Origin of the sequence: Parabacteroides sp. AF27-14 (genome assembly GCF_003635425.1) — a bacterium.
Classification (GTDB): Bacteria; Bacteroidota; Bacteroidia; order Bacteroidales; family Tannerellaceae; genus Parabacteroides; species Parabacteroides distasonis.
Map to the genome: position 1 here is coordinate 84,286 of NZ_QTLZ01000016.1, position 22,942 is coordinate 107,227.

A 22,942-nucleotide genomic window follows, 5' to 3' on the forward strand; every position below is an offset into this window, starting at 1 on the left:
AGATTTAAACAACTTTGACTACCTGACTATCATCATGAAATCCGTCCATTGCCAGTTATCAATTGCGGCTTGGTGTGTAGGGAAAATTTATATTTATCCCCTCGATAAAAAGAATGCTCTATTTCCACTACTTTTTGATTCTCACAAACTACCACACTATCCAATATAAACACGGGAAGCTGAAGATCATTTTCGAAATAATTGTTCTCCTCCTCTGGATAAACTATCGTTACGCCAAGCGTTCTTTGTACACTATCTAGTTGTAAATGATACTTATCCTCGTAAATTTTCAAAAACGCCTGATTAAGCTCCATCAGATTAATTCGGGGACAAAGAGACATAGAAACATACCGTGTCTCATCCTTCAGCAATAGATCATCCGCATAACGAAGTCGACGTATTTTTAGAATTTTCCCTTCGATGATATAATTTTTCCCGTTGATATTGATAGAGATACCATTATCTATAATCGTTTTCTCTAATGTCACATTTTTCGGAGTGAATCCCTCTTTGATCAGATTCTCATTAAAACTTTCCTTTATAGCGTGAAAAGATCCTAACATACGAGTAAGATGTTTATCCTCAGAACGATTCAAAACGAACGTGCCTTTACCTTTAATCCGGCTAGCCCACCCCTGTAACTCTACTTCTAAAAGGCTTTTTCTTGCAGTCGTATTACTTATCTTATACATATTAATAAGCTCATTTTCTGAAGGGACCTTATCGCCCGGGAGCAACTCTCCCGATTCAATCTTAGCGATAATCGCTTTACTTATCTCTAGATATTTCGGATATTTGTTCTTCATCATCTACTATTTAAACCTATATCAAAAACTTTATGCACTAACAAATACAGCAGCACACATAATTTATATACCGCAAATATACAACGTTTTATTTTTTTATCATTTATTTTTTCAAAAAAACTTCACGAAACTTGTTTTTTTAATATACACCTCATATATTTGCAAAAAACAAACTTTGTGCGTTAAGTATGAAAACTCCAAAAAGAAGAATATTCTGGCTCATCTCGTTGATGCTGTTGCTTGCGACCGCTTTAAGCTTCATGGATCGCCAAGTTCTATCCATCTCCATCATCCGGATCAAAGACGATCTGCATATCACCGACACGGAATATGGCTTTATAAATTCAGGCTTCCTTATCAGCTATGCGATCATGTTCACGCTGGGAGGTGTGTTAATCGACAGATACGGAAGCCGCCTAGGACTTGCATTCTCTGTAGGGTTCTGGTCTTTAGCTACGGCTTTACATGCTCTTTCAACAAATACGTTCCACTTTGGAGCATTCCGTTTTTTACTGGGAGTGGGAGAAGGAGGATGTTTTCCCGGAGCTATCAAGGCGGTTATCGAATGGATTCCCAGCCACAAGCATGCCATCGCAAACGGAATAGCCATAGGAGGCTCTGCTATTGGAGCGGTAGTGGCAGTTCCTCTTTGCGCTTTCATCTTAAGCCATACCAATTGGCGCATGCTATTCCTAATCAGCGGAGCTTTAGGAATAATCTGGGTGCTTTTCTGGTTACGACTGACAAACAAATATTCCAAAGAGCAGAATCCTGCGACAAAAAGCGTGGCTTCTCCCTTAAAGCTCTCGGATCTCATCCATTTACTAAAGAACAAAAACGCTCTTTTGTTCATCCTGATCCGCTTCCTGTTAGATCCCATCTTTTACTTTTATATGTTCTGGATTCCCAAATACTTAAACGAATCCAAAGGTCTTTCCCTTGATTATATAGGTAATATTTTGTGGATTCCATTCTTAGCCTTGGGTATCGCAAATATTATAGGCGGTTGGCTATCAGACCAAATACAAAAGAAGACAGGCAACACAAGCCAAGCGAGAAAAATCGCCATGGGAATCGCAGCAGTCTTAACCCTGCCCGTTCTTTCCGTTGGTATGCTTAATACCTCCTTGATCGTCATGTTCGTCATGTCATTAGCTTTCTTCGCACATGGCATCTGGATCACAAACTATATAACCTCAATTGGTGATATCTTTGGCGCGACAAAATCATCTACGGTCGTAGGTTTATCCGGAACAGCAGGTGCGGTATCATCCATGGTTATCAATCCTCTCATGGGGGTTGTAATAACCAATTATACCTATGCGCCTCTGTGGATCTATTCGGGTATCATGTACCCTATCGCTTTTCTTATCTTCCTTTTCTTTTTACGAGAAGGTATCCATACGGGAAAATAAACAAGCGTATACAGACTCATATTGTAACATTACATACAAATCAACATAGTGCGTTAACTATCAAACAAACAAACGTTAATATGGACAGAATGAAAGAGAAGAGAAAAGGGAAAGCTCGTATCGGAGTATTCAGTGTCGGATATGATGTGTATTGGGCGCAATTCCCAGGTTTATTAGAAGAACTCTTGGCGAAAGAAGAGATGTTTATCCGCAAATTTCCTCAAAACGAAGTAGATATCATTCGTTTCGGGATGATTGATTCCCCTGCTGTCGCCTATAAAAAAGTGAAAGAAATCATCGCAGCAAACCTTGATTTCCTCTTTTGCGATATGCTCACTTACGCAACTTCCGGTACGTTTGGTGTCATTGCGGCCTCTGTACGATGCCCTATTGTTTTGGTCGCCTTGCAACCGTTAAAAGCGATGGACTACAAACAGGCCAGCACGTATATGCAACTGGTAAACGATGATATCTGTGCCTTACCAGAGTTTACGGGTGTAGCCTCTCGCCTGGGCAGACCGATTCCAGAAACAATTATCGGCACCTTACACGATGACGAAATGGTAGATAACGAGATATACGAATACTGCCGAATCGCAAACGTATTGCATGGTTTGAGGAATGCACAATTGGGACATATCGGCCATCCTCTCAACTCCATGCTGGATATGAATACAGACCCCACGATGCTCACGACCTTTTTTGGCTCACACGTCATCTTTTATGAGCCTAATGAGTTACAACGTCACATGAAGTCGCTCACGGACGAAGAAATTAAGGAAAAAGAAAAACAAATACTCCAATTCTTCGACACGCCGGAACCTGTATCAGATCCAATCTCCATGAAACTAAGTGACGAGGACTTGTGCGTGGCAGCGAAAGCCAGTCTGGCTTTAGACAAATTTGTCAACAGTAACAATCTGACTGGCCTCGCATACTATTTCGATGGAGCGGAGAACAGTTCAATACGTCAATTAATGACAAACTTGATCGTAGGAAACTCTTTATTAACCGCCCGGCACATCCCGATGTGTGGTGAGTCTGACTTAAAAACCTTGATTGCGTTGATGATCATGGATCGCATGGGAATAGGTGGCAGTTTCGCAGAATTTCATCCGGTCGACTTTACTGATGGCTTCGTATTAGTAGGACATGACGGCCCGCACAACATCTCGATAGCGGAAGGCAAACCGGTATTACGCAGCCTAAAAAAATATCATGGAAAGCCAGGTAATGGAGCAGGTGTAGAATTCAAGATAAAGGAGGGTCCTATCACGCTTTTATCTATCAATTCCACCTACGATGGAAAATTTAAATTCATCATCGCAGAAGGAGAATCCGTTAGCGGTCCCATACCTCCTACCGGCAATACGAACACAAGAGGATTCTTTCAACCCGATGTACGGACATTCCTGAAAAGATGGGTTAATGAAGCTCCTACGCACCATTTCGCCTTAGGTATCGGACATCATGCAGCGACTTTAGCCAAATTGGCTAAATACTTAAATCTTGAATACAAGATTATACCAACTGATTAAAACTAAATTCAATTTAAATCTGAGAATCATGGAAAAACGAATTCAAACAGTTAACAAGTCCCCTATCAGATACAAGCAAATTACCCACTTGATATTCTTGATTTGTTTTGCTTTTTATAATATAGTAGCTTATGCGGCACCCGGAGCAATAAAAGGTAAAGTCACAGGCACAGACGGTTACGGAATCGCCGGTGTAAACGTGATTGAAAAAGGAACAACCAACGGAGTCATAACAGATGTTGAAGGAAACTGGACGTTGAATCTAACCACAGAGAATCCTATACTATCCTTTTCCTTCATCGGTTATAAATCACAAGAAACCCCAGTCGGAAACAAAACAGTACTCAATATCATACTAATAGAAGATGTAGAGGTACTTGATGAAGTAGTCGTTGTGGGATATGGTACACAGAAGAAAAAAGATTTAACAGGAGCCATTGCCTCTGTTAGTAGCGAAGACTTAGGAAAAACACCTACATCTAGTTTTGACCAATCATTGCAAGGAAAAATTCCAGGAGTACAAGTTACGCAAACTACTGGAGCTCCTGGTGGAAATATCAATATTATGGTACGTGGTATCAGTTCTATTTCCGGATCAAATTCACCTTTATATGTGATCGATGGTTACCCTATTGGTAACGGAGGAGGAGGATCCAACATGTCTGCTTTCGCAAACAATAGTTACACAGCTAATGGTATGGCGAATTCGACCATGGAAAAAATCAACCCTTTAAGCACAATTAATCCTTCAGACATCGAATCAATCGAGATATTAAAAGATGCTTCAGCTACTGCCATCTACGGATCTCGAGGAGCCAATGGAGTCGTCTTAATTACAACAAAAAGAGGAAAAGTTGGAAAAACAACCATTAATATAGATGCCTCTATTGGTGTACAACAAGTAGCACATAAAGTTGATCTGCTCTCCCCACGTGAATACGCAGCCTATGTAGCGGAAGGTAGAGATAACGCATGGATTTACGCAGGAGGCAAAGCCAGTGATCCCAATGACGTAAGAACTTCCAACACTTGGGTTAGACCAGAATTTCGTAATCCTGAACTTCTCCCTAACGAAGGAACGGATTGGCAAGACGCTATATTCCGTTTAGCTACAGTACAAAACTATCAATTATCAGCAACCGGTGGAACTGAGAATATAAAATACATGGTTTCTTTAGGTTTCTTTGATCAAGATGGTATCGTAATCGGATCTGACTATCAACGATTCAATATTAGATCTAACATTGACGCTCAATTAACCAAACATCTAAAATTTGGTTCCAATATCGCAGCATCTTATGGTTATGGAGATTTTGCTCGAACAGAAGGCGTTCTAGGACAAAGAGGCATGATTCAATGCGCATTAGGTATGAATCCTCTCTTACCTATTTACGCAGAAGATAGAAGCTATAATTCTGAATTTGGAGATCCAATGGGTGCTCCTATTGAAAATCCTCTATTCATCGCAGAAAACTTCTCCGATAAAAGAGAGAAAAAAGATGTTATTGTCAATAACTATCTGGACTACGAATTTATGCATGGTTTAAATTTCAAGACGACCTTTGGTTTAAGTTTCAATCTCAATGAAACTAATCTTTGGAAATCGTCTCAAATTGGAAATTGGGCAGAAAAAGCAAGTCCTGCTACAGCTGCATCCATTGACAAAAAAGGCTTGAGTTGGGTAAATGAAAACACATTAACTTATAAAAAAGTCTTCAATGAAAAACATGATTTAAACGTAGTCGCAGGTTTTACAGTAGAGAAAAACACTTATAAGCAATTATCAGCAGGAGCTACGGATTTCCCAACTGATTATGTGCATTATTTATCAGCGGGAACAATCAACACAGGAACTCACTTCAAAAATGAAAGCTCAATGGTCTCTTTGCTTGCTAGGGCAAATTACGTATATGACAATAAATATATGTTAACTGCCACTGTTCGTAGAGATGGTAGCTCTCGGTTTGGATCCAATAATAGATGGGGTACATTTCCTTCTATTTCTGTAGGATATCGAATCTCAGAAGAAACCTTCATGAAAAACCTTAGAGCCTTATCCAATTTAAAAATAAGGGCAAGTTATGGTGTATCTGGAAATAATAATATCGGTGATTACAGACAAATCGCACTTTTAGGAATATCCAACTATGCAAATGCAAATAAAATATACCCGGGATTAGCCCCTAGTACATTAGCTAACAATGATCTGACATGGGAAAAATCAAAACAAACAGATATAGGTATCGATTTGGGATTATTCCAAAATAGAATCTCTATCATAGCTGATTGGTATTACAATTTGAAAACTGATCTATTATTAAACGTAAATTTACCAATCGCTTCCGGTTTTGGAAGTTCTATGCAGAACGTAGGTGAAATCGAAAATAAAGGCTTCGAGTTTGCATTAAATACAGTAAACATTGACACAAAGGATTTTTCTTGGAACACCTCATTCAATATCAGCACAAACAAAAATAAAGTTAAGAAATTAGCAACAGAAAATGGAAGAATCATCTCTGACAAATATATCACCGAAGTCGGTCAATCAATTTCCAGTTTTTACCTAATGCATGTTGTAGGTGTATTTAAAGATGAAGAGGATGTGAAGAAGGGACCCATATATACACCTAACACCCAGCCTGGTGATTTAAAATTTGAAGATGTAGATGGCAATGGAAAGATAACCACCGCAGACAAAACAATCGTAGGTTCTCCATTTCCCGATTTCACATGGGGATTGACCAATAGCTTTAGATATAAAAATCTAACTTTAAGCGTTTTTATTAATGGCTCACATGGTGCAGAAAATTATTTCGGCGCTGGAGAAGTTATAATGAATCTCGCAGGTGTACAAAATCAATCCGCTCTTATTAATGATCGTTGGAAATCGTCTGAAAATCCAGGTAATGGATTTATTCCAAGAGCTATTCGTTCTGATTATGCCTTAGGCCAATCCGCATCCTCACGCTATATCTTTGATGCCTCCTATGTACGTATTAAAGATATAACCCTTTCTTACGACTTCCCTTTAGAAATGCTTAGTAAAATAAGAATGAAAGGATTAAATGCATATTTTAATATCTCTAATGTATATACATTCACTAAAGGCTATCCTGGATATGACCCCGAAGCCAGTCAATCTGGAGACTCTGTTACATCCGCAGGTATGGATGGAGGTGTCTATCCAACACCAAGAGTATATACATTAGGTTTAAAAGTCGCTTTTTAATAAATTAAAAACTATAATATCATGAAAAAGGTTTTAATAAAATATGCCTGTCTGGGGTTACTTTCACTGTCAATCACCTCATGCTCTGATTTCCTGACATTACAACCTGAACATCAGATCAATGAATTAGGATATTGGAAAAATGAAGCTGATTTTGAAACAGCTATAGTAGGTCTCTATTCTGGTTTACAATCGTATGCGCAAAATTTAATGTGGGTAAATGAAGTAGGAACAGATAATGCCACATTCCAATTACCACAAGCAGAATCCCATGTCACTGGATTCGATTATTGGACTCTTTCTCCAACAAATGCTTACGTTAATAACTACTGGAATAACAACTATGGTACGATCAGTCGAGCCAATACTATCTTGAACAGACTGTCTAATGTCGATTTCACATCAAAATCTCGAATGGAAGGAGAATGCAAATTCATTCGAGCCTTATCCTACTTTCAACTTGTTCGTCTTTTTGGGGATGTTTCTATTTCGACCAAAGAATTTTCAAGTCCAAATGAAATTAACAATTATGATTTTAGTCGTAAACCAGTTGAAGAGATTTATAAACTCATATTAAATGATCTAACAGACGCAGAAAAATTATTAGCTAATGATGAAATTCCATCCAATAAAGGAAAAGTTTCCATCGGAGCCATAAAAACTCTACTGGGTAAAATCTATTTAACTAAGAAAGAATATGATCTAGCAGTTCAAAAATTAAAAGAAGTAATTGATATGCAAGCTTATTCTTTAGAGTCTGATTTTGCTTCATTATTCTCAGAAGGAAATGATGATAAAGTTGAGTCTATCTTAGAAATTGAATTTGCATCTGGAAATCAAGGGGAAGGATTTGATTTTGGAAATTTCTATCCTAATGTGATTAATATGGATGTTTTTCCTGGAGGAATAATTGGTGGAGGAAGATGTGTTCCTAGTATAACGTTATGGAACGCATACGAAGAAGGAGATATCAGAAGAGATGCTGGATTGGGAAACAAATTACCAATGAACGATGGAACTACTACTGATTATTTCTTTTGCAAGAAATTCGTTGATTATTCTGCGACAACAATGCAAGATGGAGGAGTTAACTTCACCTTATTACGCTACGCAGATGTATTATTAATGTATGCGGAAGCTTTGAATGAATTGAACAAGACAAATGAGGCCCTACCCTATATCAACCAAATAAGACAACGTGCCCAAGTTTCAAGTCTAATGGGATTATCACAAAGTCAATTACGTTTAGCAATAGAAAAAGAACGTCAATTGGAGCTTTGTTTTGAAGGGCATCGTTGGTTTGATTTAAAAAGGACAGACCGTTTGTTGGATGTTATAAACGAAGATTTTAAAAATTTAGGGTTAACATTCTCTGCGAAAGAATATGGGCTATTATTACCCATACCACAGAATCAAAGAGATATTGATCCCAATTTAACACAGAATCCCGGATATTAATCTATTTTCTACATTTCAATCTTATATAAAAAACAATATGAATAAGACAATCTTAGCATTCGCATCACTTCTATTCCTGCTTCCCTCTTGTAGCAGGAATAGCTCTGAAAGTGATCTATTCAAGGATAAATATGATCTCGACAAACGAATCCAATCTTTTAACGACATCCACTTGGAGATGTCGTTAAAGCCTTTCAAAGTGAATAATCGGGATTCCATTGATCAAGTTTGTAGAAATGTTTTCATCCAATGGGCTCCACTGTTAAGACACGCAGATACAATCTCTGTTATGCTGTGGACCGCAGATGGATCCGAGATATTAAATTATACCGGAGATGACAACCAGCGTTTAGAATGGTCTCAATATGTAGGAAATCCGAATACAGACCATGAAGTTAATTCAGGGCCCAAAGAATTAAGCCTACATCAACGCGCTTATGATTATATCCCGAATCCTCCTCAATACACGTATGGAGACTTGAAATATATCGTATCCGCTTTAAAAAGACATGGAGAGCGATTGACTGGAAAAGTTGTCCGGATTGGGGAGACATTTGACCCGGGTCCTGAATTCGCTAAATCCGAATTCAAATACAAGAAACATCCGGAGATCTGTATGGGTAATACAATGGGAGCTAAAACGTTCGTTTGTTGTTACGCAACCCTCAATGAAGATAAAGAACATTATGCCGGCTATCCTTCCGGTATTCCGCAAGGTACTCCTTTCGGTACGTTCTTCGGAAAACAAAGCCAGCATTTCTTAACAGATATGGGATTCGACTTCCTTTGGTTCTCCAACGGACTTGGATTTGGAATGGAAACGTGGGGATCCACTGGAGCTGTATTCGATGGTAAACAGTTCCATCCGGAAAAGTTGAACGATACCCGAGAGAAGATTACTGACTTTTGGAACAAATTCAGAGCGGAATGTCCAGATATCCGAATCGAAACACGTGGTACAAATATCTCTGTCGGAGCCGACTTAGCAAAAGATGGCGTTGATTTAAAGGCGATCTATAATGGCAATTTTAATCTGTTGCCACCGCCTAACTCACCTTGGGCTGCGTTAGATGGTAATTTTGGACTGGAATTGGCTGGCTATATGTCTCGTATCTCAGAATTACCAGACGATCGTTATTTGTTCAGATACTATATACATGATCCCTGGTGGGCAAACAGCCCTTGGCTCGATCGTTACGGAAGAGAGGCTCACGACATCTATTTACCTATGGCTGTCGCCCGTATAGACAGAGAGGGGAAGGTCAAATTGCCTACTCATTTCACGTTGCTGACTATTGATGACTCGTATGGTAACATGCCGGAGCAAGTTCCATCCGAGATGATACCCCATCTGCTACAAGGCCGCAGGACAGCGCCAGACCAGCCGGGTTTGATTGTTTGGGTCTATCCTTTTGACGAATATCATGATTGGGCCCATAAGCAACCGGAGCGAGTAAAAGAAATTTATTATGGAGATTGGTTTATCCAACAAGCCATCAATGACGGATTTCCTTTGAACACCGTTGTCTCTACCGGGAATTTCGTAGAATTAATGAAAGCGGGCAAAAAAACCTTTGATGAATCTATCCTAGTCTCAATCGTACCCGACGCAGGATCCGATTTAGAAAAGCAGCTCATACAGTTTGTCAAGAAGGGAGGGAAATTATTCGTTTATGGCCCCTCCTCGCATGCGAGCCAAAAGTTCCTTGATTTCCTAAATATCAAACAGGTAGAACCTATTTCAGGGGAGATGAGAGTACAGACGCAGTTGCGTTCAGACCTTATCAAGACACCCGGTTCCTCGATTCTCAGACATAACGAAGATATGTCTGGAGGAGGTATCGAAACGCTAGTAAACAATACTAGCGATCCATCAACTAAAGTCTTGGCCCAAGCCTTCATGGGAGCCCAGAAAAGGGATATCGCTATCCAGAGACAAGAGAAGGATTGGAATGGTGGTATGGTTGTCTACTTACGGGGAACCAATTCGGCCACTTACCGAGGAGGACATCTCTTGACTCCCGATAATCCGAAACAAAGGTTTAACGGCTCATCCTTGTTAAGATATTCTCTGAACAATATGGGATATAGCGTTTACTTTGACAAACTGGAGGCCGACATGAGGAATCCAATCAACTGCATCTCCAGAAATGACAATGCGTTCTATTTCTCCGGATTTACACCAAACCAGACCATAGAGCAACAATGGCTATTTCCACAAGGCGCACCGATCTTTACCGGATATGAAACAGAGCTAAGAAACGGTATCGCACATTATCGGATGCCCAAATCATACCAAGAGGAATGTCGTGTTTTTGTAAAACAGGAAAAAGGAATTATATCCTGTTATGAAGTAGCACCAGTTGAGTGGAAAGTAAAACGTAGAATAGGAATTAACGGATTAAAACAAGCGACCGTCCGAATCTACCCGGGAGTGGATGATGCCAATTTCAAGGTTGTCAACAATATTGGTTATCCCTATAACAAACCTTCACTGGAATTAAAAAAAGGTTCAGATTTTTCTAGAACTTATTACGAATTTACGGATATAACAGGTGAATTAATCGCAGTATGGTAAACAGAACCTTGTTCCTTTTCATAATTTTCATGATATATTCGGGGTCTGCCGCTTTCGGCAGACTTCAAGTATTAGGTTTGTTCGCTGACAATATGGTTATTCAACGAGAAGAACCGATTGTCATACAGGGAACAGCCCTTCCCCAAGAGGCCATTCGTGTAACATTTCATGAATCCATAGTATCATGCCACACAGACGCTAACGGAACATGGAAGCTCGAATTACCTGCGGCGAAAGCCGGAGGACCTTACGTTCTCACCATACAGACCGCACGTGAGGTATTATCCTTCGAGAATGTATTAGTTGGCGATATATGGCTGGCTTCCGGACAATCCAATATGGAACATCCGATGGAGGGCTGGAAATGGTTGCCCCATTCAAGCATCTATCGGTATAAAGAGGAGATATCAGATTCCGATTATCCAGATATCCGGCTATTCTCCGTACCGAAATATCCCGCTGCCGTAGAAATTGAAGATGTACCAGAAAAGAGATGGGAGATAGCCAATCCTCAAACGATCCGCACGTTTTCCTCTATCGCTTGGTTCTTCGCAAAAGAATTACACAAACGATTGAGAATACCGATAGGTATCATCAATTGCTCATGGGCGGGTACTTCTATTCTGACTTGGGAAAGCAAGGAGGTTTTGAATCAATTCAAGGATTCCTTGAATGATATAAGGCCTTCCACTATTCCAGATCGAGACAAAGTGATGAAAGCCTTTATGTCTAATCAACAAAGAAAATGCCAGATATCTATTCCCAGGGATGAACAAGTTCTAGAAATCCACGAATTACCTCATTCCGCATGGGAAACGATCGAATTGAACAATATGCGATCCTCCCTACCTAATGTCATTTGGTTAAGGAAAGAGATCGATATTCCGGAAACATACGCAAAAGAGTCATTAACCTTGTCGTTAGGAGTATTAAATAGGCAAAGTATCCTTTTTTTCAACGGCAAAGAGATCGGAGAATTCATGTATCCGGAACCGGCCATCACCCGTGTTCCAAGATCCTGCATTTGCCCAGGGAAAAACGAACTGCTCATCCGCTTGGCGCAACCTTTTGGAGCACCCTCCGTAAAAGGAGATAAAAGCTGCTTTTTCATCTCCACCAGAGATACCGCATATAAAACTGAGTTAACAGGGAAATGGGAGCTAACCATAGCAGACCATATTCCCCAGCCTCAGCCGGAGTATCAAAACAATCTAGGCGCTTTGTTCAATGGTATGATCCACCCGTGCTTGAATCACAATATAAAAGGCATCATTTGGTATCAAGGGGAAAATGATGTTTGGAAACCAGACCTATATGCGGATATGTTCAAGTCTCTGATTACAGATTGGCGCAACAAATGGAGAAAGAAAGAAATGCCATTCTTATATGTGCAAATCTCCTTGATTCCAGGTCCGGAAATGTTTGGAGACGAATCCGTTCAACAAACTTTCAGGAAGAAACAGCAAATCTCATTAGCAAATACGGGAATGGTATATTCCCTAGACATTGGAGATCAATACGATGTACATCCAAGAAACAAAAAGGTAATCGGAGAAAGACTGGCAGAACAGGCCTTCCGGACTGCATATAAATGACACGACTATTGTCACAAGGCCACGCCTATACTCACGTAGCCCCAAAGCAGTATAGCCATCGCCCATAAGCACTAGCACTTACGAACGATGGCTATACCGCTAATAAAAAAGGCTGCCGTCTCCCCTTCGGCCACTCAGTATTTATCAAATCATACGATGCATCTCGTGACCCTCTACATAGATCGCACTTTGAGGACGAGATGGACAAAGATGCTCGCAAGCACCACAACCAATACAAGTTTCCGTATTGATCACCGGGATCTTTAACGACTTTGGATCTGCCGGATCTTTCGCCACCATCTGGATCGATTTTGTCGGGCAATGGCGTTCACAATTACCACAACTCATACCGTCCGTATTGACAATACAAAGATCTCTTACCCATACGGCATGACCGATCTGTATAGCAGATTTATCTTCTCTCGTAATAGGTTTGATCGCTCCCGTCGGGCAGACCTCCGAACATTTCACACATTCCGGACGGCAATACCCTCTATCGAATGCCATCTCCGGCTGCATCAGTCTCATCAGATCCGTAGACGGACGCAGGACATGATTCTCGCAGACAGATACACAAAGCTGGCACCCCGTGCAATGTTGGGCCAGATTCCCGATACTCAAGGCTCCGGGAGGAACCAATGACGCCAAACGATTCGGCTCTTTACGTTCTTTAATCGGCGCAAAGCCTCCGTCTTTCTTCATCTCCACATAATCCTCCAGTTTTTTCTGCTGGGCATGCAAAACGGAAGACATGGCTACCAATGCCGTAGCTGACAAGGCTCGACGGCGGGAAACATCCGTAGTGTCCTTCGTTAAGGATTCTTTTACCGAAGTAGCTTTATCAGCCTTGCGTGCCCTCGTATACGAAATCGCACCTTGACGGCAATTATCCAAACAGTCCATACAAGTCACGCAACGGCTATAATCGATCGCATGATTCTTAGAATCGATACAGGAAGCCTTGCATTTACGTGCGCATAATCCGCAACCATTACATTTATCTGTATTAATGCGAGGTTTAAGTAAAGCATACTTCGACAAAAAACCGAGAACCGTACCTACCGGACAGATCGTATTACAATACGTACGTCCATTTCTCCAAGCTAAAATCGCTAATATGACAAAGCTCAGAATAGCGATTCCCATCGTAGCCAGACTACGCACCCATACGTCCACCGAATAGAATGCGTAACTATCCATACGTTCCGCGAAATAGGCCAATAAATTGTTGCCCTCTTGATAGATTGGCGCAAATAAATTAGAAGCGATACGCCCATAAGCGCTATAAGGCGAAATCAACGCTACCAAGGAACCGATACCAGCGATACAAGCCAATATAAAAATAACCAAGGTTCCATAACGCACCCACTTCAATGCGGGAGAATAGGAAAAGCGGTATTTCTTCCGTTTACTAGCAAACCACGAAATGATATCTTGCAATACCCCTAAAGGGCAGATAACGGAGCAATATACACGCCCCAATAAAAGAGTCAAGATTACCAACCCTACCACAACACCGACATTCAAAGCCAACAACGCAGGCCAAAACTGTATCTTTGCCAACCATCCGAACCAAGCGTGAATCGTACCCGTGAAATCAAGAAATAACAGGGTTATCAGCACAAAGCAAAAGGTGGCGGCGAATATTCTTATTTTTCGTAACATAATTTTCCATTTGTTTAAAGGTTAACCATTCACTTTCAACTCTTCCACGAATTTATCGATACGCTGCATCTCTTTGGGGATATCGATACCCTGCGGACAATGAGGATTACATTGCTCACACCCTGTACAATGGTTCGCTTGACGCAACTTTGGGACACTCCGGTCATAACCGACTAAGAAGGCACGACGAGCTTTCGCGTAATTTTCGTCTTGTGCGCTTTTCGGAACATTTCCTTCGTTCACACATTTATTATAATGTAAGAGAATACCCGGAATATCCAATGCATATGGACAAGGCATACAATATTTGCAATCATTGCAAGGTATTGTCGGATATTTCATCATAAGCTGAGCCGTCTCTTCCAAAAAGTCTTTCTCCTCGTCCGTTACCGGGATAAGCGGGGAATAGGTACGGATATTATCTTGCAAATGCTCCATATACGTCATGCCGCTTAACACCGTCAAGACCCCATCCGGAGAGCCGGCGAAACGAAAAGCCCATGAAGCCACGCTATTCTCAGGCCGTTGCTGTTTCAAACGAGCAACGATATGATCCGGAACATTCGATAAGCGACCTCCTAATAGCGGTTCCATGATAACCGCCGGAATACCTCGCTTCTCTAATTCGCCATACAGATAATCAGCGTTTACGTTACGTCCCGAGGCATGTTTCCAGTCCAGATAATTCAGCTGGATCTGAACGAAATCCCATTTCACGCCCATATCCAACACATAATCAAACACTTTTACATCCCCATGAAAAGACCAACCTAGGTTACGGATACGTCCCGCTTCCCGTTCTTTCACCAAGAAATCAAGCATTCCATTATTTATATAGCGGTCATTGAAAAGCTCGATACCATTCCCCCCACCGATAGAGTGAAGCAAATAATAATCCAGATAATCGGTTTGCAAATCACGGAACGACTGCCGATACATCGCCAACGAGTTTTCTCTCGTATAGTTCTGGAAGTTTGACAGTTTAGTGGCCAAATAATAGGAGTTCCTAGGATGGCGTGCCAATGCGATACCGGTCGCTTTCTCGGACATACCTTGTACATAAACAGGAGAAGTATCAAAGTAATTCACCCCATGTTCTATCGCATAATCCACTAAACGATTCACGGCTTCTTGATCAATCTGGTCTTTACCGTCCGATCCTTGTTTCAAGGGCCAACGCATACAACCATATCCTAAAATAGAAACCTTATCGCCATTCGTAGGATGTTGGCGATAGGTCATTTTATCGGTAGGAACCTCACCTAACGCCACAGCCGCCCCCGGCTCATTCTTGGGAGCGCAACCGTAAAGCGCCGCCGAAGAGGCGACAGCCCCACCCCCAAATACCTTCAAGAATTTACGGCGATTCATCTCTTGAGGGTTCTCATTCTTTCCACATGAACTCATAACTCGATCGGTTTTTTTATCCTAATTAGTATATCCAACATTAGTCTATCATTAACATTCCTTCTATTAATTGCACAAAAATAATAAAACAGGAAATATATAGGAGAGCAATCCCCGACTAAAAAGAATATTCGGGACTTTATCACGAAAAAAACGGATTTTTGTTGTATTTTTGCGAATTGTTATCAAGAATGATTAGACGAACAGGCACATGGAAAAAGAAGAAAATCCGATATACGAGCGCAACACGCTAGAATTTGTTACGGTAGCACTGGAATATTGTACCTTTGTTGAGACCGCCGGAAATACCGGGCTTTTCGACTTCGTAGATAAGGCGACAAAACTCCTGCCTCTATTATACTTAAAGGCCAGCCTGTTGCCCGAAGTGGAATCTGAAGAGGAAACCGAACTCGAGCTTTCCGTTTCAGAAGACATGTACGAGTCGGTTCGTTCACGGATAGCCGGTTTGCTTGGCGAACGAGATTCCTATCTGGAAACATTTCATGCGGATATGCGGTATAGCGATACTCCTATCGCAGCATTTATTTCCGAGAACTTGGCTGATGTCTATCAAGATACAGGAAATTTCGTATCTTTATTCCGTCAAGGAAACGAGGAAGTTATGCAAGAGGCTATCGCTTTGTGCCGCACGAACTTCCAAGAATACTGGGGACAGCAATTATTGAATGCCTTGAAAGCGTTGCACGCTGTGCGTTACAGTGGTGATGAGGATTTGGAAAAGAATGAAGAGGAAGAATGATACAACAATTTATACATACAATTGCTAAAGAGGAAATAGCGAAACTTACCGTAGAGGAATTCAAGGGACGTATCATTACGATCCTTAGTAAAGAGGAGGCAGACAAGGCCGTAGAGTACTTGCTGCGTTTTCCGATCGTCGGTTTTGACACGGAGACCCGTCCCAGCTTTAAGAAGGGACAGCGTTACAAGATCTCATTGATGCAGATATCAACGGATGATACTTGTTTCTTGTTCCGCTTGAATCATATCGGTATACCGGAATCTCTGGAGAAATTCCTGAAAAGCAGTTCGACCTTAAAGATCGGGTTATCTTTACGGGATGATTTCGGGGCGATACGGAAGCGTTCGGATATAGAACCCGCCAATTTCCTTGATTTACAGAATTACGTAGGCCAGTTCGGCATCGAGGATGCCAGCCTGCAAAAGATATATGCGATACTTTTCCAAAAAAAGATATCAAAAGGACAACGCCTCACGAATTGGGAGGCGGATGTATTGACAGACTCACAAAAGAAATATGCGGCCCTCGATGCTTGGGCCTGCCTAAGAATATATAATTTATTGAATCAAGCATAAATGGAGTATTGTAAAGTTTTTCTCAAGCCTAAGAAAGAAGAATCGCTATTGCGTTTCCATCCATGGGTATTTTCCGGAGCGATCCAATCTGTTGAAGGCGATCCGGAAGAGGGTGACTTGGTAGAGGTATACGGAGCGAACCAGCGTTTTTTGGCGATCGGCCATTACCAAATCGGCAGTATCGCCGTACGTGTGTTATCTTTCACCCCAATCGCCATCGACGATGCTTTTTGGGTTGAACGTATCCGTATCGCTTACGAACTCAGAAAGACCTTGCGGCTGGCTGGGGTAGAAAATAATAATACGTTCCGCCTGATTCACGGTGAAGGCGATAACTTACCGGGATTGGTGATCGATATGTATGCGCATACGGCGGTTATGCAAGCACATTCGGTAGGAATGCATTATGCCCGTCATCAGATCGCGGAGGCTTTGAAAGCGGTATTGGGCGATACTTTACAAAACATCTACTATAAATCGGAAGCGACTTTACCTTATAAAGCGAATTTAGGTAGCGAAGATGGTTACTTATTCGGAGGCGAAGTGGAAGATATCGCTATAGAAAACGGACTGAAATTCTGTGTAGACTGGCAGAAAGGCCAAAAGACAGGTTTCTTCGTGGATCAACGGGAGAATCGCTCTTTATTGGAACATTACGCAAAAGATCGCTCCGTATTGAATATGTTCTGTTATACGGGCGGTTTCTCTTTCTATGCGATGAGAGGAGGCGCTAAGGTGGTTCATTCCGTAGATAGCTCGGCGAAAGCGATTTCTTTGACGAAAAAGAATGTCGAGTTGAATTTCCCGGGAGATCCCCGTCATGAGGCATATGCGGAAGACGCGTTTAAGTATTTGGAAAAAATGGGAAGTAATTATGATTTAATCATATTGGACCCTCCTGCGTTCGCTAAACATAAGAATGTACTACGTAACGCCTTACAAGGGTATCGCAAATTAAACGCGATCGCTTTCGAGAAGATCAAGCCGGGAGGAATCTTGTTTACCTTCTCCTGCTCACAGGTTGTCAGCAAGGAAAACTTCCGTTTAGCTGTATTTAGCGCCGCCGCCCAATCCGGCCGTAGCGTTCGTATCTTGCATCAATTAACCCAACCCGCAGACCATCCGGTGAATATCTACCATCCGGAAGGTGAATATCTGAAAGGTTTGGTATTGTATGTAGAATAAGATATGCTCTTTGGGTGAAAACTAATTCTTTGTTTTCACCCAAAGTCCAAGTTAATACCCCGGATTCTGTATCAAATTAGGATTCAAGGAACGGACTTTATCGGGAATTGGGAAAACGGTGGTATAGCCATTCGATTCATGGGGCAATTGAGGGCGATCCGTATAAGGGCGGGTAAACTTTCCAAAACGTACCAAATCCTGCCTCCTCCAGCCTTCCCAAGCCAATTCCAGTTGACGCTCAGCCAAAATATTTTCTAATGTCGCCTCACGAGGTAACATTCCCACACGGAAACGAACGGCATTCAACTCTTCATCCCCATTCTCTCCATTACGAACTTTCGCTTCCGATCTCATTAACAAGACATCCGCATAACGGAATAATACGATATCATTATCCGATAGCTTTCCATCTTTCGTCCCCATCTTATCGATCTCGTATTTCTTCATGCGGGCACCCGCCGTTTTCTCGGCAGGCAACCTAGACAAATCCAACCTAACCTCTAGAGGTAAATACACCAAAGGAGTCCCATTATCTAACCGAATCGTATCACCATTGAGGTCAAACATCGTATCGGCGTAATAATTCTCATAAAATCGGGTATCGACCGAGTCCGTCCCATACGCAAATACCCGAAGGGCCTCTATCGTAGCGCAAGAGCCGTTCTCTCCCCCCAATCCATATGCTTTGGCATGATTATAGTGACGGGAGCGGAAAAGATATTGCATTTGGTTCGTATATAAGTTCTTATCCATCGGAATCGTGAAAATATTCTCTCCGGACGATTCATTAAATACAGAAAAATTATCCGCATAGTTCGGAGATAAGCTATAGTTTAAGTCCGTTATTGAATCACAGTACGCCACAGCCGTTTGCCAAGCGTTCAACTTCCTCTCGCCTACCCTAAAATAGATTTCCCGTCCATTCGGACGCAGACCATCCGTCCAGTCGTTATCCGTAAACACTTCTGCGTTTAAGGCCAACTTCGCCAATAAAAAATAAACAACCGGTCTCGTAATCCTTCCATAATAATCGCCGGGCGAATTACTATGCGCCGTACTCAATAACAAAAGGGATTCTTGTAATTCTTTTACAACAAAATCAAAGACCTCTTTCCGGTCACTCTGCCGCACGTCTTTCACCGGAATGGAAGAAGAAACGATAAGAGGGACACGGCCAAACATATCGACTAAATAATAATAATACATCGCACGCAAGGCACGAACCTCCGCCTCATACCGATCTAAATCGTTATAATCCGTTTTTTGCCGCAACTCGCCTAATATCTCTAAAGATTGATTGCTTAATACGATTACTTTATACAGATATTCCCAAGTAGCTTGGATAGCGTCACTATTCGTTCCCCACTTATGCAAGAAGAGACCTTGCCAGAAACCACCGTCATACCAGTCGCCGCCACGAGTCGGGAGCATGGCCTCGTCAGTCGTAAAGGTATTCAAGTCGTAGACACCCCGGTACGTTCCCTGCAATCCTTGGCTATCGCTATAACCGCCGATATAATTATATAAGGAAGCAACCGTATTCAGATAGACATTCTGAGGGGTATCGTACGCATCCTCCGGATAAAGCTGATCACGAGGGTCCTCTTTCAGATAGCCATCGCACGACGATAACATCAAACCCGCAAATATATAGGATAAAATAGAAAGCTTTCTCATACGAACACCTTTTTAAAAATTAAAACTCAACCCCATCGTATAGGAACGAACCACCGGATAAGATCGCTTATCGTCTATACCTAACGTATTATTTACGATAGAGCTATTTATCATCGGAGTCAATCCCGAATAACCTGTAATTGTCGCCAAATTATTTACGGAAACCGAAAGCCGTACGTTTCTTACATATTTCCTTAAATTACCCAGAGGCACGTTCCAACCCAACGTCAAATAATCAAAATTGATATAATCCCCTTTCTCCAACCAATAATCCGTAGCCGTCTGATCTTGAATATTCAGGGATGGAGCTTCTCGCAACACGTTATAATCCGGGAATATATCCATATTCATATAAGTTAGCGATGTTCCATTATAAATCTTATGCCCAAAGGCTCCGTTAATCTGTACTGATAGATCGAATTGTTTATATCGGAAACTGATATTAGAGCCTAAAAGTGTTTTCGGCATGGCTTGTCCCGCAATATAACGATCCTCACCATCCTCCAAACTCACCCCGTTCCCGTTCAAGTCCTCAATCTCATACTTATAGCCACCATTCCCGTCGGAAACCAAACCTGTACATTTCGGTAAATAAAAAACCCCCAAAGGCTGTCCGACCATTTGATAAACGATATGATTATACCCTCCATGGAAACCAGCCCCATTTAAATCCGAGATGCTGGTATATTCCGGGGCGGACATATATTCCCCTTTATAGTAACCGCTCAAGGAGAGCAATTTATTCCGTTGGAAAGTTACGTTTACGTTTATATTCAATTCCATATCTTTCGTACGCAAGGGTGTGACGCCAATACCCAATTCCACACCACTATTCCGCATCGACCCCAGATTCGCCAACATTTTATTATAAGCGAAAGGCGGAACGCTTACATCGTATAAATACAACATATCATCCGTCTTGGAATTATAATAATCTACGGCGAGAATAAAACGATTGTCGAAAAACCCGGCATCGATACCGGCATTGAACGTACGTTTTACCTCCCATTTCAAGTCCGGATTCGCATTACGGATCGTACCCAAGGTAACGGTGGGCGCACCATTTACGGAAACAACCCCATTAGGCTTCATCAATCGCAAAGAGTTGTAAGAATCGATCGCGTCTTGATTACCGGATAGGCCATATCCCGAACGAATCTTTAAATTCCTTACCCACGAGATACCTTCCATAAACTCCTCTTCGGTCAACACCCAAGCGACAGAAGCCGAAGGGAAAAAACCCCATTTATTATTGGCCCCCACTTTCGAGGAGGCATCCGCTCGGGCATTCACGGTAGCGATATACTTTCCATCATAAATATAATTCACACGTCCAAGGAAAGAAGCCAGATGAGGAGCCTCATAGTAAGAACCGGTCCCCTCCCATAAACGTACCGCACCTGCCTGTAAATTATCATAACCAAAACGATCGGTACTGAAATTCGTCGCAGTCGTATAAAAACCTCTCGTTATCATTTTCTGAGCTTCCGCCAATCCCAATACATTTAGCTGATGCAAACCAAAGTCTTTTTTATAGGCCAACATGAAATCTCCCAATAAAGATTCTGTTTTCCGCTCCCCCCGATAAGCCTGCCCATGTGCCCAAACCGAAGTAGGGAGGTATTGGGCGTTATCTACCACATTATAGGTATACGAACCGAAAGCCGTAAACATTAAATGCTTACTCAAGTTAAAAACCAGTTTTAAGTGCGTATTTATATGAGCATTCGAATCATCATCCTTCACCTCCAACCAAGCCAAAGGATTCGTGATCTGGCTAGCGTTGGTTATTTGATCCCAGCTACCCGTCTCCATATTCTTATGATTCGGAAATGTCGGGTTGAAAGTAGCGGCGGAATAGAACATCTTCTGTACATCATTTAAATAAGCATTTTTTAGCAAGGAACCAAATATGCCTAAATCAAAGACCAGAAGATCATTGAACGCATGCTGCGTAATATTCAACTTGGTCGTAAAATTACGTGAGTTCGTATTTCGGATAACCCCTTCCCTTTCCACAAATCCCAAGGAGGCACGATAACTGGAAGTCTCCGAACCACCCCCAAAAGCGATATGATGATTCTGCACCAGCCCCAACCGGGTAATCTCATCCTGAAAGTCCGTATTATTCCCTAAATCTAAAATACCGATATTACGTTCCTCCGCCAGTTTCCGGAAACCATTCGCCGATAACATATCCAAACTTTTATAAGCCGCCTCCACACCGAAACTCCCATCATAACTGATACTAAAAGCTCCCTGCCGCCCTTTCTTAGTCGTTACCTCGATAACACCGGAAGCACCACGAGAACCATATTGAGCAGTCTCAGAGGCATCTTTCAAGATCGTGAAGTTCTCGATATCCGCCGGATAGATCGAGCTAAGCAAATTAAGATCGGCAAAAACCCCATCAATAATCACCAACGGATCATTACCTCCCGTTAAGGAAGTTGTACCCCGGACCCGGACGGCAGCCAAGGCAGCGGCGCTATTTCCTCCAACCGGGATACTAACGCCGGACACCCTTCCCCGAAGAGCGTCCAAGGGTGTAGAGATCAGTCCCTCATTCATCCCCCCTTCATTCACCCGGTTTACGGAACCGGATAAAGTACTACGATTGCCCGTAGCATATCCGACAGTGATCAACTCATCTATCAAATTGGAGTCCGACAAGAGAGGCTTGATCGTATCCGGCAGAAGCGGCAGCTCCTGACCGTAGCCGTAAGAGAAAGACAAGGCCCCGCACAGAAACAAAAACAGGACTTTTCGGATATATATAAGAACTTTCATAAGTACGTTGGATTTAAGATTAATAACCCATGTAAATAAAACTTCCCTCGGTTAAGTTTTGTTCGCACCCAAGATACAACATTTCCTCAAGATCTTAAAAATAAAAGCGTACCAAGTTGTCAAGAAGCCTCGACAAGGCTTTAGCGATATTTAATAATGTCCCTCAAAAATATATACGGAAATATTTCTTTATTCCGTAATAGATTGTACCTTTGCCATCGTTAAAAAACATAGCGTATTATTAAGTAATAACATACTAAA

Annotated in this window: 14 protein-coding genes; 9 read left to right on the forward strand and 5 right to left on the reverse strand. The window is 41.8% G+C overall.

The window, feature by feature from the left end:
- Positions 1-32: 32 nt before the first annotated feature.
- Entirely contained in the window at positions 33-809 is a 777-nt protein-coding gene (locus tag DWY79_RS15680) for a GntR family transcriptional regulator (RefSeq protein ID WP_057319666.1), read from the reverse strand.
- 185 nt (positions 810-994) lie between these two features.
- On the opposite strand from DWY79_RS15680, the gene DWY79_RS15685 reads away from it, so the two are divergent.
- From DWY79_RS15685 to DWY79_RS15710, 6 genes are all read left to right on the forward strand, one after another.
- Positions 995-2,221, forward strand: a complete 1,227-nt coding sequence (locus DWY79_RS15685) for an MFS transporter (RefSeq protein ID WP_057319665.1) — start codon at positions 995-997, stop codon at positions 2,219-2,221.
- Between the two features lie 80 nt (positions 2,222-2,301).
- Positions 2,302-3,759 (forward strand): L-fucose/L-arabinose isomerase family protein, encoded by a 1,458-nt coding sequence (locus tag DWY79_RS15690; protein ID WP_057319664.1) that lies wholly within the window; start codon positions 2,302-2,304, stop codon positions 3,757-3,759.
- Between the two features lie 28 nt (positions 3,760-3,787).
- A complete protein-coding gene (locus DWY79_RS15695) occupies positions 3,788-6,988 on the forward strand; it encodes a TonB-dependent receptor (protein WP_057319777.1) in 3,201 nt (1,066 codons plus the stop codon).
- Positions 6,989-7,009: 21 nt separating this feature from the next.
- Complete coding sequence (locus DWY79_RS15700; RefSeq protein ID WP_057319663.1) at positions 7,010-8,446, forward strand: RagB/SusD family nutrient uptake outer membrane protein; 1,437 nt, start codon at positions 7,010-7,012, stop codon at positions 8,444-8,446.
- Positions 8,447-8,483: 37 nt separating this feature from the next.
- Complete coding sequence (locus tag DWY79_RS15705; protein WP_122369671.1) at positions 8,484-11,024, forward strand: hypothetical protein; 2,541 nt, start codon at positions 8,484-8,486, stop codon at positions 11,022-11,024.
- A complete protein-coding gene (locus DWY79_RS15710) occupies positions 11,018-12,619 on the forward strand; it encodes a sialate O-acetylesterase (protein WP_122369673.1) in 1,602 nt (533 codons plus the stop codon). Before DWY79_RS15705 ends, DWY79_RS15710 begins: the two co-directional genes overlap by 7 nt.
- Before the next feature lie 144 nt (positions 12,620-12,763).
- Here the strand turns inward: DWY79_RS15710 and DWY79_RS15715 are convergent, their stop codons facing one another.
- Together DWY79_RS15715 and DWY79_RS15720 are read right to left on the reverse strand one after the other, a co-directional pair.
- Positions 12,764-14,284, reverse strand: coding sequence for a 4Fe-4S binding protein (locus DWY79_RS15715; protein ID WP_122369675.1), 1,521 nt, complete (start codon positions 14,282-14,284; stop codon positions 12,764-12,766).
- Positions 14,285-14,305: 21 nt separating this feature from the next.
- Positions 14,306-15,691 (reverse strand): aldo/keto reductase, encoded by a 1,386-nt coding sequence (locus DWY79_RS15720; protein ID WP_005865158.1) that lies wholly within the window; start codon positions 15,689-15,691, stop codon positions 14,306-14,308.
- Positions 15,692-15,902: 211 nt separating this feature from the next.
- On the opposite strand from DWY79_RS15720, the gene DWY79_RS15725 reads away from it, so the two are divergent.
- Genes DWY79_RS15725 through DWY79_RS15735 form a run of 3 tightly spaced genes read left to right on the forward strand, consistent with a single transcriptional unit; the run spans position 15,903 to position 18,214 of the window.
- The gene (locus tag DWY79_RS15725; protein ID WP_005865156.1) at positions 15,903-16,451 is read left to right on the forward strand and encodes a DUF5063 domain-containing protein; all 549 of its coding nucleotides are present in this window, start codon (positions 15,903-15,905) and stop codon (positions 16,449-16,451) included.
- Positions 16,448-17,029 (forward strand): 3'-5' exonuclease, encoded by a 582-nt coding sequence (locus tag DWY79_RS15730; protein ID WP_005855416.1) that lies wholly within the window; start codon positions 16,448-16,450, stop codon positions 17,027-17,029. The genes DWY79_RS15725 and DWY79_RS15730 overlap by 4 nt, the downstream gene beginning before the upstream one ends.
- Positions 17,030-18,214 (forward strand): class I SAM-dependent rRNA methyltransferase, encoded by a 1,185-nt coding sequence (locus DWY79_RS15735; protein ID WP_036651518.1) that lies wholly within the window; start codon positions 17,030-17,032, stop codon positions 18,212-18,214.
- A 51-nt stretch (positions 18,215-18,265) separates the two neighbouring features.
- On the opposite strand, the gene DWY79_RS15740 is transcribed toward DWY79_RS15735, so the two are convergent.
- Both DWY79_RS15740 and DWY79_RS15745 read right to left on the reverse strand, forming a co-directional pair.
- Positions 18,266-19,891, reverse strand: a complete 1,626-nt coding sequence (locus DWY79_RS15740) for a RagB/SusD family nutrient uptake outer membrane protein (protein WP_122369678.1) — start codon at positions 19,889-19,891, stop codon at positions 18,266-18,268.
- Positions 19,892-19,903: 12 nt separating this feature from the next.
- Positions 19,904-22,681 carry a SusC/RagA family TonB-linked outer membrane protein gene (locus DWY79_RS15745; protein ID WP_122369680.1) on the reverse strand — a complete coding sequence of 926 codons (2,778 nt, stop codon included), beginning with the start codon at positions 22,679-22,681 and terminating at the stop codon, positions 19,904-19,906.
- Positions 22,682-22,942 lie beyond the last annotated feature (261 nt).

Bases quoted from the DNA above. Each gene is read 5' to 3' on its own strand.
- DWY79_RS15680 (WP_057319666.1), bottom strand. From the start codon at position 809: ATGATGAAGAACAAATATCCGAAATATCTAGAGATAAGTAAAGCGATT.
- DWY79_RS15685 (WP_057319665.1), top strand. From the start codon at position 995: ATGAAAACTCCAAAAAGAAGAATATTCTGGCTCATCTCGTTGATGCTG.
- DWY79_RS15690 (WP_057319664.1), top strand. From the start codon at position 2,302: ATGGACAGAATGAAAGAGAAGAGAAAAGGGAAAGCTCGTATCGGAGTA.
- DWY79_RS15695 (WP_057319777.1), top strand. From the start codon at position 3,788: ATGGAAAAACGAATTCAAACAGTTAACAAGTCCCCTATCAGATACAAG.
- DWY79_RS15700 (WP_057319663.1), top strand. From the start codon at position 7,010: ATGAAAAAGGTTTTAATAAAATATGCCTGTCTGGGGTTACTTTCACTG.
- DWY79_RS15705 (WP_122369671.1), top strand. From the start codon at position 8,484: ATGAATAAGACAATCTTAGCATTCGCATCACTTCTATTCCTGCTTCCC.
- DWY79_RS15710 (WP_122369673.1), top strand. From the start codon at position 11,018: ATGGTAAACAGAACCTTGTTCCTTTTCATAATTTTCATGATATATTCG.
- DWY79_RS15715 (WP_122369675.1), bottom strand. From the start codon at position 14,284: ATGTTACGAAAAATAAGAATATTCGCCGCCACCTTTTGCTTTGTGCTG.
- DWY79_RS15720 (WP_005865158.1), bottom strand. From the start codon at position 15,691: ATGAGTTCATGTGGAAAGAATGAGAACCCTCAAGAGATGAATCGCCGT.
- DWY79_RS15725 (WP_005865156.1), top strand. From the start codon at position 15,903: ATGGAAAAAGAAGAAAATCCGATATACGAGCGCAACACGCTAGAATTT.
- DWY79_RS15730 (WP_005855416.1), top strand. From the start codon at position 16,448: ATGATACAACAATTTATACATACAATTGCTAAAGAGGAAATAGCGAAA.
- DWY79_RS15735 (WP_036651518.1), top strand. From the start codon at position 17,030: ATGGAGTATTGTAAAGTTTTTCTCAAGCCTAAGAAAGAAGAATCGCTA.
- DWY79_RS15740 (WP_122369678.1), bottom strand. From the start codon at position 19,891: ATGAGAAAGCTTTCTATTTTATCCTATATATTTGCGGGTTTGATGTTA.
- DWY79_RS15745 (WP_122369680.1), bottom strand. From the start codon at position 22,681: ATGAAAGTTCTTATATATATCCGAAAAGTCCTGTTTTTGTTTCTGTGC.